This is a genomic window from Desulfovibrio sp. Fe33 (genome assembly GCF_028532725.1).
In the GTDB taxonomy this organism is placed as follows: Bacteria; Desulfobacterota; Desulfovibrionia; order Desulfovibrionales; family Desulfovibrionaceae; genus Pseudodesulfovibrio.
The window spans coordinates 150,643-165,207 of the sequence record NZ_JAQKGU010000006.1; the positions used below are offsets into that span (position 1 = coordinate 150,643).

9 protein-coding genes are annotated in these 14,565 nt (G+C 61.3%); 2 read left to right on the plus strand and 7 right to left on the minus strand.

Translation table 11 applies throughout. From position 1 onward, the window contains the following. Positions 1–16: 16 nt before the first annotated feature. From PSN43_RS09990 to PSN43_RS10020, 7 genes are all read right to left on the minus strand, one after another. Positions 17–1,297 (minus strand): (Fe-S)-binding protein, encoded by a 1,281-nt coding sequence (locus PSN43_RS09990; protein WP_272700575.1) that lies wholly within the window; start codon positions 1,295–1,297, stop codon positions 17–19. Between the two features lie 9 nt (positions 1,298–1,306). Further along, entirely contained in the window at positions 1,307–2,692 is a 1,386-nt protein-coding gene (locus tag PSN43_RS09995) for an FAD-binding oxidoreductase (protein ID WP_272700576.1), read from the minus strand. A gap of 143 nt (positions 2,693–2,835) precedes the next feature. Further along, positions 2,836–4,545 (minus strand): L-lactate permease, encoded by a 1,710-nt coding sequence (locus tag PSN43_RS10000; protein WP_272700577.1) that lies wholly within the window; start codon positions 4,543–4,545, stop codon positions 2,836–2,838. 108 nt (positions 4,546–4,653) lie between these two features. Next, positions 4,654–8,244 (minus strand): pyruvate:ferredoxin (flavodoxin) oxidoreductase, encoded by a 3,591-nt coding sequence (nifJ, locus tag PSN43_RS10005; RefSeq protein ID WP_272700578.1) that lies wholly within the window; start codon positions 8,242–8,244, stop codon positions 4,654–4,656. Between the two features lie 337 nt (positions 8,245–8,581). Next, entirely contained in the window at positions 8,582–9,145 is a 564-nt protein-coding gene (locus tag PSN43_RS10010) for a DNA-3-methyladenine glycosylase I (protein WP_272700579.1), read from the minus strand. Between the two features lie 8 nt (positions 9,146–9,153). Next, a complete protein-coding gene (locus PSN43_RS10015; protein ID WP_272700580.1) occupies positions 9,154–10,596 on the minus strand; it encodes a sigma-54-dependent transcriptional regulator in 1,443 nt (480 codons plus the stop codon). 1 nt (position 10,597) lies between these two features. Further along, a complete protein-coding gene (locus tag PSN43_RS10020) occupies positions 10,598–13,252 on the minus strand; it encodes a hybrid sensor histidine kinase/response regulator (protein ID WP_272700581.1) in 2,655 nt (884 codons plus the stop codon). Between the two features lie 275 nt (positions 13,253–13,527). Here PSN43_RS10020 and PSN43_RS10025 point away from each other — a divergent pair, with 275 nt between their 5' ends. Then, complete coding sequence (locus PSN43_RS10025) at positions 13,528–13,830, plus strand: Dabb family protein (RefSeq protein WP_272700582.1); 303 nt, start codon at positions 13,528–13,530, stop codon at positions 13,828–13,830. A 100-nt stretch (positions 13,831–13,930) separates the two neighbouring features. Further along, positions 13,931–14,299 (plus strand): hypothetical protein, encoded by a 369-nt coding sequence (locus PSN43_RS10030; protein ID WP_272700583.1) that lies wholly within the window; start codon positions 13,931–13,933, stop codon positions 14,297–14,299. The last annotated feature ends 266 nt before the right edge of the window (positions 14,300–14,565 follow it).

Below are 14,565 nucleotides of genomic sequence, written 5' to 3' on the forward strand. Positions count from 1 at the left end.
TGCCGTTGTTTATCCGTTATAGGGAGTCGGCATAGAGCTCAATGACATGCTTGACGCTCATGTCGGCTCCTTTCTGCGAGAGCATGTCCGTAATCTGGAGCATGCACGCCGGGCAGCTGGTGGCAGCCACCTTGGCTTTGGACGCTATGATGTTGTCCGCCTTGCGGCCGCCGATTTCCTTGGACAGCTCGTAGTGGGCGATATTGAAGCTTCCGCCGCAGCCACAGCAGGTGCCCGCGTCGGTCATTTCCTTCAGGTCGCACCCGGCCGCCTTGATGATGGTCCGGGGCTGGGCCGTAATGCCCAGGGAGTTCTTCAGGTGGCAGGGATCATGATAGGTGACGCTCCGACCGCCGGTGAGTGCCTTGGGTTCGACTTTAAGAATATCCACAAGGAACTGGCTGATGTCCATCGTTTTCCGCCCCATGACGCCAATGTCATAGGTCCGGGAAGTGTCGCCCTTGTACATGTGGGGCCACAATTCCTTGATGGTGGAGGTGCAGGAGGCGCAGCCGGTGACCAGGTAGTCGAATTCACCTTTCCTGAACTGGTCCACGTTGATGCCGACGAGGGAGTCGAAGGTGTCGGTATCGCCGCTGGACAGTGCCGGGATGCCGCAGCAGGCCTGGCCTGCGGGCATGAATACGCCCACTCCGTGGTGCTTGAGCACCTTGAGGATGGCTTCGGCAACCTGCGGGTAGATCTTGTCGAACACGCAGCCCACGTAGAAGGCCACCCGGAGTCCGGAGGAACCCGCGGGGGTGTCCAGCTCGGGGACGATCTTGTGGAACGGCTTGCTCGCCAGGGTCTTGAAGTGGCGGTCGCCGATGACGGGCGCATTGAACCGGGCGCAGGAGGAGCCGAGCATGTCGTCAACCTTCTTGGTGAAGACACCCTGGAACTTGGCGCCCATTTCGGTCAGGGCGTTGAACAGTTTGGGGTTCTTCAGCAGGCCGCGGAAGATGGCCTTCTTGGCCGGGGACAGACCGAAGTAGCCGGTCATGATCGCGCGGGCCTTGAGGAAGATGTCCATGACGGACACGCCGGACGGGCAGTTGGCCTGGCAGGTCCCGCAGAGCAGGCAGCGGTTGAGCTTTTCGTTGACGCCCTCGGGGTCGGTGAGCATCTCGGAAGCGAGACCGTCGAGCAGGGCGAGCTTGCCGCGGGTCACGTCGGTTTCCCGGCCGCTCAGCTTGAATATCGGGCAGACCGCCTGGCACATGCCGCAGCGCATACACCCGACCAGCTGGTCGTCCAGTTCCTTGAACATTTGTGCGAGCTTATGAATATCGGCCATTTTAGTCACCTATTCGCGGCCGATGATCTTATCGGGATTGAGGATGCCCTTCGGGTCGAGGACGGACTTCATGCGGCGGGCATAGGCCAGGGTCGCCTTGGAGGTTTCCTGGGCCATGTACTTGGACTTGGCCAGACCGATGCCGTGTTCGCCGGACAGGGTACCGCCCATGGACAGCGCCTTGTCGAAGATCATGTCGATGCCCTTTTCCACGCGTTCCCACTCGGACTTGTCGCGCTTGTCGGTCAGGATGGTGGGGTGCAGGTTGCCGTCGCCCGCGTGGCCGAAGGTACCGATGGTCAGGTCGAGCTTCTTGGCGATTTCTTCCAGGGCCTCGATCATGGCCGGAATCTTGGAGCGGGGCACGGTGGCGTCCTCAAGCACGCAGGTGGGCTTGAGCTTGGCCAGGGCGGGCAGGGCGTCGCGGCGGGCCTGCCAAACGGCATCGCGCTCGGCGGCGTCCTTGGCGACCTTCAGTTCGGTAGCGCCGTTTTCCTTGCAGATGCGTTCGACCACGGCGGCTTCGTCCTCGACCTGGGCGGGGTGGCCGTCCACTTCGATCAGCAGCAGGGCGGCCGCGTCGACGGGCAGGCCCGCGCCGCGGAAGTTTTCGACCGTGCGGATGGTGAAGTTGTCCATCATTTCGAGGGTCGCCGGGACGATCTTGTTGGCGATGATGGCGGCAACGGTCTCGGAGGCGGCCTTCATGGACGGGAACACGGCCATCATGGACTTGGCGGCCTGCGCCGGGGGTACGAGCTTGAGGATGATCTTGTCGAACACGCCGAGGGTGCCTTCGGAGGCGACCATCAGACCGGCCAGGTTGTAGCCGGTGACGCACTTGACGGTGCGGGAGCCGGACTTGACCAGTTCGCCGTTGACGTCCCAGAACTCCATGCCCATGACGTAGTCCTTGGTGACGCCGTACTTGAGGCCGCGCAGGCCACCGGCGTTCTCGGCGACGTTGCCGCCCAGGGTGGACACGGCCTGGGAGCCCGGATCCGGCGGATAGAACAGGCCGCGCTTGGCCACTTCGGCGGCGAACTGGGCGGTGATAACGCCCGGCTCGACAACGGCGTACATGTCTTCCTCGTTGATTTCGAGGATGCGGTTCAGGCCGTTGGTCAGGACGACCACGCCGCCCGGATGGGGGATGGTGCCGCCGGACAGGTTGGTGCCCGCGCCGCGAACGGTCAGGGGCAGGCCGTTGTCGTTGCACAGCTTGGTGACCGCGCCCAGGGCCTCGCTGGTCCGGGGACGAACCACCAGGGCGGGCATGACGGAATCCAGAACCGCCGCGTCATAGGAATAGGCGTGACGGTCGGTCTCGCCGGTCATCACATTCTCGGCACCGGCTATATTTTCAAATTCTTTGACAATTGCTTCTTTGGTCATGATCGACTCCTAAAGAAAATGGTGATCCCCGGTACAGCGTCCGGGGTTGGTTGCGTTTTTTCCGTTGAACCAGACTACATTTTTGGGGTCGTTGTCGGGGGAGGCGGACAAGCGGCCCGCCTCCCCCGGTTATTAACTATTCCTTAGAACAGGCCGGGCAGGAAGACGAAGCTCATGAGCGAGGCGACGATTCCCACGACGACGCCGTACAGCAGGAAGGGCCATACGGTGCGCTTCAGGATTGCGCCTTCCATGCCGGACAAGCCGACGACGGCGCAGGCAGCCACGATGTTGTGGATGCAGATCATGTTGCCCATGCCGCCACCGACGGCCTGGGCGGCCACGATGATCTGGCGGGGCAGTTCAAGCTGCGAGGCGACGCCCCACTGGAACTCGGCGAAGAGCAGGTCCGACACGGTGTTGGAGCCGGTGATGAACGCGCCGAGGCCGCCCACGAAGGAGGCGAACATGGGCCATGCGTCACCCGCGATACCGGCGACGGCCTTGGCCAGAGCCAGGGGCATGGACGGGTAGCTGCTCGGGTTCAGGGCGGCGTCGGCGATGCCGGAACCGCGGAAGATGGACACCAGGGCGACCGCCGCGAACAGGGCGATGGTCGGGTTCTTCATGGTCTTGAAGGCCTGGGACCAGGCGAGCTTGACCTTTTCGCCGGGCATACCGTGGATGAACACGGTCAGCAGGGCGACCAGGGTGAACGGAATGGTACCGGGCAGGTACAGGTAGGCGATGGAGGCGCTGACGCTTTCAAAGCCGAGAATGTTGGAGAACTTGATGGCCTGACCGGCGAGCATGGACTTGAGGCCGAGCTCGGGGATACGGGTCACGACCAGGATGATGCCGATGAGGATGTAGGGCAGCCATGCCTTGAACTGGCTCATGTGAGCCTTGAACTCGGAGGCATCGGCGGAAACGGAACCGGTCCACTCGGGGTCCCACTTGGCCGGGTCGCCGAAGTTCCAGGAGGTCTTGGGCATGCAGAAGCCCTTCTTGGCACCGATGATGATGATGCCCAGGCCGAGCAGACCACCGATCAGGGACGGGAACTCGGGACCGACGTTCCAGGCGAAGACCAGGTAGGGGACGGTGAAGGCGACGGCCGCGAAAATGCAGAACTTCCAGGCGGCGAAGCCGGGCTTCCAGCTACGCTCGGGGCCGAAGAAGCGGGTGATGAAACCGAGCATGAAGATCGGCAGGATGAAGATCATGGCCACGTTCATGACGGTGGCCCACTGGCCGACGAGCATGATGAAGTCGCCCATGTTGGTGAAATTCACACCGGGTGCGCCGGACTGAACGGCGGCTTCCACTCCGGGGGCCAGGAACTTGAGGCCCAGGACGACGGGGGTGCCGACTGCGCCGAAGGTGACCGGGAAGGAGTTGAAGACCAGACAGATGATGGCTGCGGCCAGGGGCGGGAAGCCCAGGGAGAGCAACAGCGGGGCGGCCAGTGCGGCGGGGGTGCCGAAACCGGCGGCGCCTTCGATGAAGGCGGCGAACATGTAACCGATGATGATCGCCTGGATGCGGCGGTCCGGGGTGATGTTCTGCATACCGTGCTGGATGGTCTCCATGCCGCCGGAATGCTGAAGGGTGCGCAGAATCAGGATCGCGCCGAAAACAATGATGAGAATGCCGATGGCCGTCACGAACCCTTGCAGGGTAAGGGCGGCGACGTAGGCGACAGGCAGGCTCCAGACCAGGACAGCGCCGGCGGCGGCGGTGAGCCACGCCAGGGGCATGGCTTTGGTGGCGGGCCAGCGCATACCGACCATGAGCACGAGCGCCACCAGGATGGGCAGCAGTGCGACCAATGCGAGCACTTCAATAGACATTAAACAAACCTCCATGGGTGTGAGGTGATACCTCACGTTTCAACAAATGTGCGGGAAGGGTTAGGCAGAAGCCTCCGCAACGCCCCTTCCCGCACATGCCTCTAACTCTTATCTGCCGTCATCGCAGGGTTCGCCGGAACCCGGAGCTTCGGCCGACACACCGGTTTCGCACGCGGCAGGCTCATCCATTTCGGCCTTGCTGAAGTCAGCATCGGCCATGTGGGTGAGGATGGCGTAACGATCGGCGTAGTCCTTTTCCAGTTTCTCGCGGAACGCCTTGGACAGTTCCGGGTGGAACCTTTCGAGCATGGCGTAGCGGTTTTCGCCGGACAGGAATTCCTGGAGGCTTCCGTCGGGAGCCTTGGATTCCAGGGTGAACGGATACTTGCCCTGTTCGGTGAGTTCGGGGTTGAAGCGGTACAGCGGCCAGTAGCCGGAAGCGACGGCCAGCTTCTGTTCGAGCTGGGTCTTGCCCATGCCCTTCTTGATGCCCTGGTTGATGCACGGAGCGTAGCAGATGACGAGGGAGGGGCCATTGTAGGCCTCGGCCTCCTTGAAGGCCTTCAACATCTGCTGCTTGTCCGCGCCCATGGCGACGGAGGCCACGTAGACGTAGCCGTAGGTCATGGCCATGCGGCCCAGGTCCTTCTTGCCGGTGCCCTTGCCCGCGGCGGCGAACTTGGCGATGGAGCCGAGCGGGGTGGCCTTGGAGGCCTGTCCGCCGGTGTTGGAGTACACCTCGGTGTCCATGACCAGGATATTCACATCCTTGCCGGAAGCCAGGACGTGGTCCACTCCGCCGTAACCGATGTCGTAGGCCCAGCCGTCACCGCCGAAGATCCACACGGACTTCTTGGTGAACAGGTCGGAACCGGCGGCGATCTCCTTGAGCAGGGCGTCGTCGGCGCCTTCCAAGGCGGCCTTCAGGGTCGCGCCGGCTTCGGCGGAACCTTCGGCGTCGTCCTTGGCGGCCAGCCAGCCCTCAAGGGCGGCCTTGACTTCGCCGGTGGCGGAGGCTGCGGCCGTTTCGCACTTGGCGATCAGGGTCTTGCGGCGGTTGGTGACGCCCATCTCGATGCCGAAGCCGAATTCGGCCGCGTCCTCGAACAGGGAGTTGCCCCAGGCGGGACCGAAGCCGTCGCTGTTGGTGCAATAGGGGGTGGAAGGTGCGGAAGCGCCCCAGATGGAGGAGCAGCCCGTGGCGTTGGCGATAATCATGCGCTCGCCGAACAGCTGGGTCAGCACCTTGACGTAAGGGGTCTCGCCGCAGCCCGCGCAGGCGCCGGAGAATTCCAGGAGCGACTGCTTGAACTGGGAACCCTTGACGGAGTCGCGCTTGAAGGCGTCCTTGTAGGAGACCGTCTCGGTGAAGTCGAAGTTGGGCACTTCAGCGCCGGTCTGGGTGGCGATGGGCTTCATGACCAGCGCCTTTTCCTTGGCCGGGCAGATGTCGGCGCAGTTGCCGCAGCCCAGGCAGTCCATGGTATTGACCTGCATACGGTAGCGCAGGCCCTTGACGTCCTTGCCCTTGGCTTCGACGGCGACGAAGGAAGCCGGAGCGTTCTTCATCTCGTCGTCGGTGACCAGCACCGGACGCAGGGCGGAGTGGGGGCACACAAAGGCGCACTGGTTGCACTGGATGCAGTTGTCGGCGATCCACTCGGGGACCTTGATGGCCACGCCGCGCTTTTCGTACTTGGAGGTGGAAAGCGGCATGGTGCCGTCCACGGAGAAGACGGAAACCGGCAGGTCGTCGCCCTTCTGGGCCAGGACCGGACGCATGATGTTCTTGACGTAATCGGGCTCGTCGGTGTCGGCCTTGGCATCGTCGGCCAGGTCGGCCCAAGAGGCCGGGATGGCGATCGGGACGATGGCGTCGGCGGCCTTGTCGACGGCGGCGCAGTTCATCTCGACGATCTGCGGGCCCTTCTTGCCGTAAGCCTTGTCGATGCCGTCCTTGAGCAGGCTGACGGCCTGTTCGAAGGGAATGACGTCGGCCAGCTTGAAGAAGGCGGTCTGCATGACCATGTTGATGCGGCCGCCCAGTCCCACTTCGCCCGCGATCTTGACCGCGTCGACGGTGTAGAACTTCAGGTTCTTCTGCGCGATGGTGCGGCGCATTGCGGCGGGCAGCTCCTTGTCCATCTGGTCGGCGGTCCAGGGACAGTTCAGCACGAAGGTGCCGCCGTCCTTGATGCCGTCGAGGACGTCATACAGGTGCACGTAGCTCGGGTTGTGGCAGGCCACGTAGTCGGCCGAGGTGACCAGGTAGGTGGACTGGATGGGGGAGTGGCCGAAGCGCAGGTGGGAGATGGTGATGCCGCCGGACTTCTTGGAGTCGTAGGCGAAGTAGCCCTGCGCGTACATGTCGGTGTTGTCGCCGATGATCTTGATGGCCTGCTTGTTGGCGCCGACGGTTCCGTCAGAACCGAGACCCCAGAACTTGCACTGGACGGTGCCTTTAGGGGTGGTGTCCAGGGTCCCGGTCGTGACGAGGGAGGCATTGGTGACGTCGTCCTCGATACCCACGGTGAAGTGGGACTTGGGAGCGTCGGTCGCCATGTTGTCGAACACGGCCTTGGCCATGGCGGGCGTGAACTCCTTGGAGCCCAGGCCGTAACGGCCGGCAATGACGACGGGGCCGTTGCCCTGTTCCAGGAACACGGTGCTGATGTCCTGGTACAGCGGATCGCCCAGCGAGCCCGGCTCTTTGGTGCGGTCGAGCACGGACACGAACTTTGCGGTCTCGGGCAGCACGGCAAGGAAATGCTTGGCGGAGAACGGACGATACAGGCGGACTTTGATCAGGCCGACCTTTTCGCCGTCTTCAACCATGTGGTTGACCACTTCCTCGATGGTCTCGCAGGAGGAGCCCATGGAGATGATGACGCGCTCTGCGTCGGCGGCGCCGACGTAGTCGAAGGGCTTGTAGTTGCGGCCGGTGAGGGCGGAAACCTTGGCCATGTACTCTTCGACGATGGCCGGAATGGCCTCGTAGTACTTGTTGGAGGCTTCGCGGCCCTGGAAGTAGATGTCCGGGTTCTGGGCGGTGCCGCGGATGTCCGGATGCTCGGGGTTCATGGAGCGGTTGCGGAACTCGGCCACCTTCTCCATGTTCAGCAGGGGCTTCATGTCTTCGTAGTCGATGGTTTCGATCTTCTGGATCTCGTGGGAGGTCCGGAAGCCGTCGAAGAAGGACACGAAAGGCACGCTGGCTTCGATGGTCGCCAGGTGGGAGACCAGGGCGAGGTCCATGACTTCCTGGACGGAAGCGGAAGCGAGCATGGCGAAGCCGGTCTGGCGGCAGGCCATGACGTCCTGGTGGTCGCCGAAGATGGACAGGGCGTGGGCGGCGAGGGCGCGAGCGGACACGTGGAAGACGCAGGGCAACAGTTCGCCGGCGATCTTGTACATGTTCGGGATCATCAGAAGCAGGCCCTGAGATGCGGTGAAGGTGGTGGTCAGCGCGCCGCCGGCGAGACCGCCGTGCACCGCGCCCGCGGCGCCTGCCTCGGACTGCAGCTGGCGGACCTCGACGGTCTGCCCGAAAATATTCTTGCGGCCTTGAGCCGCCCATTCATCCGCGATCTCGCCCATGGTGGACGAGGGCGTGATGGGGTAGATGGCGGCGGTTTCACTCATGGCATAGGCCACCCAGGCGGCGGCGGTGTTGCCATCCATCGTTTTCATCTTGGACATTCGATTCTTCTCCTAATTGGGGTCGTCGGATTTTTTGGCGTCCGCAGCGCGGACCCTTTCCTTTGAAGACACAGATGCTACTCAACATTCGTGCCAACTTTGTGAAAAAGCAAATCAGTAGCGTTTACATGCTGTTACAGAAAATGAGGAGAGAGGGAGGGAGGGCGCGGACACGAGGCTGAGTCTGAAAAATAGGACGGGAAAAGTAATAAGGATATGATAAAATCACGTATCACGGGGTTTCCCGCCCAAATGCGCCGTTCAGAAGAGCGAAAAAAAGGCCGTCCAAAAAAATGGACAGCCGGAAAATGCCCGTAATACGGGGAATGCGGAGGTCTCAGCCCCGCGGAATGGTGGCCCAGGGCGGTCCGGCTTTCAGGATTTTTCGATGAACCGGGCAGGACTCGGCGTGCGCGCCTCTCAAGTAGCCGGAGCTCATGAGGAACTCGCCCACGATCTCCCCGCCCACGAATTTGAAGCGGGTCTTGAAGAGCTTGACCCAATCCTGCTTGTCCAGCGGGTGATGGGCGTCAAGCCACGCCTTGAAAGAGCCGTGTTCGCGTTGCAGACCGAGGACGGCCTTGGCGTTATGGATGGCGGCGTCGACTTTGAGCCGGTTGCGGATGATCCCGGCGTCGGCCAGAAGTCTGGTCCGGTCCGATTCCCCGTAGGCGGCCACGGTGGAGATGTCGAACCCGTCGAACGCCTTGCGGAAGTTGCTTTCCTTATTGAGGATAGTCCGCCAGCTCAGCCCGGCCTGATTGATCTCCAGGATGAGCAGGGCGAACAGTTCGTTGTCGTCCTCCACGGGGAAGCCGTACCGGGTGTCGTGATAGATGCGGTCCAGGTCGTCCGCCTCCCGGGCGGCGCAGAGGTCGCAATAGGTGGCGAAATCGGCCATGCGGTTTCCTAGAGGGACAGGCCGTACTTCTTGAGCAGGCCGTAGAAGTGGGAACGGGAGAGCTTGGAGACTTCGAGAATGCGCGGCAGGTCGCCGTCGCATTGGCGGATGAGTTCGCCCAGGTAGACTTTTTCGGCGGTGCTCTTGAAGTCTCGAAGCGTCGGCAGCTCCTGTTCGAATATGTCTTCGAAGATGTCCTGTCCGATTTTCCGGACTGGCTCCGTGTAGTCCGATGTGCGGGCCTCCTCTTCGGGATTGTCGTTGGTCATGCGCTCAATCTGCGCCTTTGCCACCCGGATGCGCAGTTCGCGCGGGAGGTGCATGGCGTAGAGCGTCTTTTCGTTGCCCGACGTGACCACGGCGCGTTCCAGGATATTGAAAAGTTCGCGGACGTTGCCCGGCCACTCGTAGCTCTCCAGGGACGGATGAAAGTCCGACCCGAAGGACTTCGGCGGCATGGAGTATTGGCGGCAGAGATGGTTCACCCTGTAGGTGGCCAGGGCCTTGATGTCCTCGGGACGCTCCCTGAGGGGCGGCAGATGGATGTGCATCGTCTTGAGCCGATACAGCAGGTCGGAACGGAACGTCCCCTTTTCGACCATATCATCCAGGTCGCGGTTGGTGGCGGCAACAAGCCGGAAGTCGCTGGTCTGCTCGCGGGTGTCACCCACCGGGCGAAAGGTCCGCTCCTGCAGGACGCGCAGGAAAGCCTTCTGCATGGACAGGGGCATTTCGCCCACCTCGTCCAGGAACAGGGTGCCGCCGTCCGCCAGTTTGATAAGGCCGATACGGTCGTTCTGGGCTCCGGTGAACGCGCCCTTGCGGTGTCCGTACAAGGTGGATTCCAGCAGGGATTCCGTGAGCCCGGCGCAGTCCACGACAACGAAATTGCCCGTCTTGCGTTTGGAGTTGGCGTGGATGGTGGAGGCGAACAGCTCCTTGCCGGTGCCGGTTTCGCCGGTGATGAGCACGTTGGACTCCGACCGGGCCGCCTGGGACAGAAGGTTGAAGCTGCTCTTGATGATCGGGCTTTCGCCGACCACGCCTTTCATTTCCAGGTCGCGGTCGCCGTCGCGGCCCCGCTTTTCTTCATGGTATTTGAGGGCGCGGCCCAGGGTCAGGGATATTTCGCGTATGCTGGACGGCTTGAGCAGATAGTCCCAGACGCCGCCCCTGATGGCCAGTTCCGCGCCGTCGGGATCGCCCTTGCCCGTCAGTATTATCACTTCGGGCGGGTCGGGCAGGGCCATGATGTCCGGCAGGATGCCGAGGCCGTTGCCGTCGGGCAGGCGCACGTCCAGGAAGACCACGTCGAAGGCCTTCTTGCGCATCATCCGCAGTCCGGAGTCCAGGGTGTGTGCGGAGGCGCATTCGTGCGGGAGCCTGTTTATCAGGCTCTCCATGGTTTCGCAGACCTCGAGGTCGTCGTCTATAATCAGAATGTCTGCCACGTCATTCCCCTTGCGCTTCGTTGTTCAACACCGTGTTGATGGCTCTGGACAGGTCCTGCTTGTCGTAAGGTTTGATAACCACGAGACGGATGTTCGGCAAGTCCGAGGCAGCGGATACGGCATCCTCTCGTCCGGAAATGAGGATCACGGGCAGGTCGGGTTCGATGACCGCGAGGCGTTTGGCCAGTTGCGTTCCGCTCATGCCGGGCATGTCGTAGTCCGTGATGACCAGGTCGAATGCGCCGGGTATTTCGTTGACCAGCCGCAGGGCCGATAGCGGGTTTTCCTGTCCGTCCACGAAGTAGCCCATGGTTTCGAGAAGACGCGGCGTGGTCTGGAGTTGGTCGACGTCGTCCTCGACGAACAGGATGCGCGCGCCGATATTGTGGGGCACGCCGGAGAAGTCCACGTCGCCGCACAGGCCCGTGTCTCCCTTGGGAAGATAGATGGTGAAGGTCGTCCCGCCTCCATCGCGCGGGGCCACCTGGAGGCCGCCCTTGTGGCTGTGCACGATGCCGTGGACGACGGCCAGGCCCAGACCCGTGCCTTCTGTCTTGTCTTTTGTGGTGAAGAACGGGTCGAATATCTTGTCCACGATGTCCAGCGGGATGCCCGGTCCGTTGTCCTCCACCACTAGGCGGACGTATTCGCCGGGGATCAGCCCCAGCATGTCCGCGTCTTCGCGCGCGAGTTCCGCCTGGTCCAGGCGGACTTCAATGACCCCGCCCGTGCCGCGCAGTGCGTGGAAGGCGTTGGTGCACAGGTTCATGACCACTTGGTGGATCTGGGTCGGGTCGGCATAGACGCAGGAAAGATTCTCCGCGATCCGCGAGCGGACCTCGATCTTGCGCGGCATGGAGGATTCGAGCAGCCCGATGGCCTCGGTGATGACGCCGCCCACGTCGGTGGGCCTGAAGCCTTCCGTGGATGGACGGCTGAAGGCCAGAATCTGCTTGACCACGCGGCCGCCGCGCCGGGCCGCCTTGAGCACCCTTTCCAGATCGCGGGTCGTCATGGAGCCCGGGTCCAGGTCGCCTACGGCCAGCTCGGTGGAGTTGATGATGCTGGTCAGGATGTTGTTGAAATCATGAGCGATGCCTCCGGCAAGAGTGCCGATGGCCTCCATTTTCTGAGATTGCAGCAACTGTTTTTCCAGATTCAGTTCGGTGGTGATGTTGTCCACCATGGACAGCACGCCCACGATTTGCCCCGAACGGTCGTTGATGGGGACCTTGGTGGCTTCGATCCATGCGGGATTGCCCTTGGCGTCGGCGATCTTCCGCCGTTCCTTGCGGAACGCCTGGCCCTTGCTGATGACTGATTTGTCCGCCCCGGACGCCCAGGATGCGTAATCCAGGTCCGGGATGACGTCGTAGGTCGTCTTGCGGACGATTCCCGCACCGTGTTCCACGCCGAAGAATTCCGAGAAGGCCCTGTTGGTGCCGAGGAATTTCCCCTCGGCGTCCTTCCATGAGACCAACTGCGGAATGGTGTCCATGAGTGTCTCCTGGAAGGCGAGCTGGTCCTTGATCTTCCGTTCGACCTTGCGCCGTTCGAGCATGGTGATGGTCAGGAATATGAGAACCAGCACGAGCAGGACGAAGCTGACCATGATGGTCCAGAAGAGTTCCTTGGACAGCTCGTAGAACGCCTTGGGCGCGTTGATGATGCGGCTGCCCTCGGGCAGCAGGTCCATGTTCAGCTTGAGTCGCTTCATTACCTCGTAGTCGAAGATATATTCACCGGTGGTCTCCCGGAATACCGGAATATCGTCGGCATCCTTGCCGTCAAGGATTTCCAGGGCGACTGTGGCGGCTTTTCGGCCGTGCATGTAGCCGGACAGCATGTTGCCGCCCACGGCGCCGTTGCCCGCAAGGAATTCCCATGCGGTGTAGATGGGTACGTGGGACCTGGTCGAGATGACCTGCATGACCTCTTCTGCGGTCAGAAACCGGCCGTCGATGACCTGGTAGTAGGGAATGAAGAAAAGGAATGTGTCATTGGGCAGGATCGCCACCCGATCCACGACGTTTTCGAGCGACATGTCGGTCCAGTATTCGACGTTCAGCGGTTTTTTGTAGCGGCTGAGCTGGTTCCTGACCTGGCGTTCGATGGCCGCTCCGGTTGTGGAGGAGTCGTCGACCACGACGATGCGCTTCTTGTCCGGGTGCAGCCGCAGGGCCACGTCCACTGTTTTGGACAAGTCGAAGATTTCGATGATGCCCGTGGCGTTGTCCGAGTCCGTGTCGTCGGTGTGGAGGAAGTTGACCCCGCAGAAGACCAGGGGGACGCCGGGGAAAAGGATGTCCCTATACTGCATGGCGAAGGAGTAGGCGTCGTTGTCCGAAGTCATTATGAGGTCGAACTTTTCGTGCTTGAACTTCTCCTTGTACAGCCTCAGGAGCATGTGGGTTACATCTTCGTAGTTGTACCGCTTGGCGTCCATGTATTCGATTTGGAGATCGATCTTGTAATGGCTGTTGTCCAGAACCGAGCGAATGCCGCGCATGATCGCGTCCGACCACTTGTAGCCGTGGTGGTAGGAGTTCAGGCAGAGCACGCTTTTCTTCGGCTTTTCGACTCCGCCCAGCGCCGGCCGGACAGGCAGGACGCAGAGGCAGGTCAGAAGTAGGGTCAAACAGAGTATTTTTCGCATGGTGGTTCTTTTTGGCATTTCTCGTGCATAATGTACTCGCATGATCGCGACGCCGCGATACATGCAAGGGTCGGGCCTCAGCCCGCCAAAGTCAAGGCGTCGCGGCCCGGGTTATTCGCATCATCCCCCGGGAAAACAGTCAAGGGGATGATTTATAATGTGAACTGGGGTGACAAAACGGAAAACCGTGCTTATCCTGATTTGTGTAAGCAAGCGTCTATTTCAAGTCGTTTTGTCTATGCGTCCTGAATTGTTGAATTTCAAGGAGAGTCCAAGTGGTCAGACATATCGTTATGTGGACGTTGAAGGATGAAGCGGAAGGCCATTCGGCCGCTGAAAACGGCGCAAAGATGAAGGAGATCCTTGAGGCGTTGAGAGGGCGCATCGAGGGGCTCAGGCACATCGAGGTCAGTGTGGACATCGTGGCCGCCGATCCCGAGTGCCATGTGATTCTGTGCTCGGAGCACGACGATGTCGACGCCCTGAACCACTACCAGGGTCACCCGGAACACCAGGCCTGTGTGGCTTTCGTGAAGAAGGTCGCCTCCGGTCGCAAGGCCGTGGATTACGTGATCTAAAATGTCTGAACTGGAGAAATTCCGTAAGGCCGATGCACTAGGGGTGAATCCGAACCAACGCGGCTTGAGAGGGAAGCAAGCCGACGCCAAGGAGGATGCCATGTCCATGCGTTTTGACCAGGAACGGAAGCGGATTATCTGCCGCTGGGAAGAACCCACCAAGGTGGTCATGAACAAGAAGGAAGGTCTCATCAACCGTTCCAGAATGATTACCGTCAAGGTGAACGACAACGGCAAGCTGAACAGCAAGGATCGAAAACGCCATGCGGATCATCCCATGTTTCCGATCATTCGCCGTTTCAATCAGATGCTGAATTCCATCGAATGCTATCCGAAGTGCGAAAATGAGCACATGTGCGCAGTTTGCGGCACGGTGCATGGGGTTAGCCCCCATTTCGACACCGGGCGCCAGTCCATCGTGTGGCTGTGCAAGGAGCATCTGGACAATTCGCCCAAGCTGGACGCCTAGAGAACCGAATGTCGCTTCGGGCCGGACCGCCCGAGCCTGTAGCGCGTCCGAAAAAACGGACAAAAAAACGCACTCGAATTGCCGGGTGCGTTTTTTTTTGTCCGTTTTCCCGGACCGTGAACAGGGTCAAGCCGTTTTCGATCACCGCCTTTATCCGCATGGACGGTCGCACGAGTCTTGCCTCGGAGCGGATATTCGATCGGTGCCCGGCAACGGTATAATAAACGCGCGGGGGACCCGGATGCGGGGCTGTCGTTATTCACGGC

What these genes read in the sequence shown, in the direction of transcription:
- PSN43_RS09990 (WP_272700575.1), bottom strand. Translation starts at nt 1,297, where the DNA reads ATGGCCGATATTCATAAGCTCGCACAAATGTTCAAGGAACTGGACGAC.
- PSN43_RS09995 (WP_272700576.1), bottom strand. Translation starts at nt 2,692, where the DNA reads ATGACCAAAGAAGCAATTGTCAAAGAATTTGAAAATATAGCCGGTGCC.
- PSN43_RS10000 (WP_272700577.1), bottom strand. Translation starts at nt 4,545, where the DNA reads ATGTCTATTGAAGTGCTCGCATTGGTCGCACTGCTGCCCATCCTGGTG.
- nifJ (WP_272700578.1), bottom strand. Translation starts at nt 8,244, where the DNA reads ATGTCCAAGATGAAAACGATGGATGGCAACACCGCCGCCGCCTGGGTG.
- PSN43_RS10010 (WP_272700579.1), bottom strand. Translation starts at nt 9,145, where the DNA reads ATGGCCGATTTCGCCACCTATTGCGACCTCTGCGCCGCCCGGGAGGCG.
- PSN43_RS10020 (WP_272700581.1), bottom strand. Translation starts at nt 13,252, where the DNA reads ATGCGAAAAATACTCTGTTTGACCCTACTTCTGACCTGCCTCTGCGTC.
- PSN43_RS10030 (WP_272700583.1), top strand. Translation starts at nt 13,931, where the DNA reads ATGTCCATGCGTTTTGACCAGGAACGGAAGCGGATTATCTGCCGCTGG.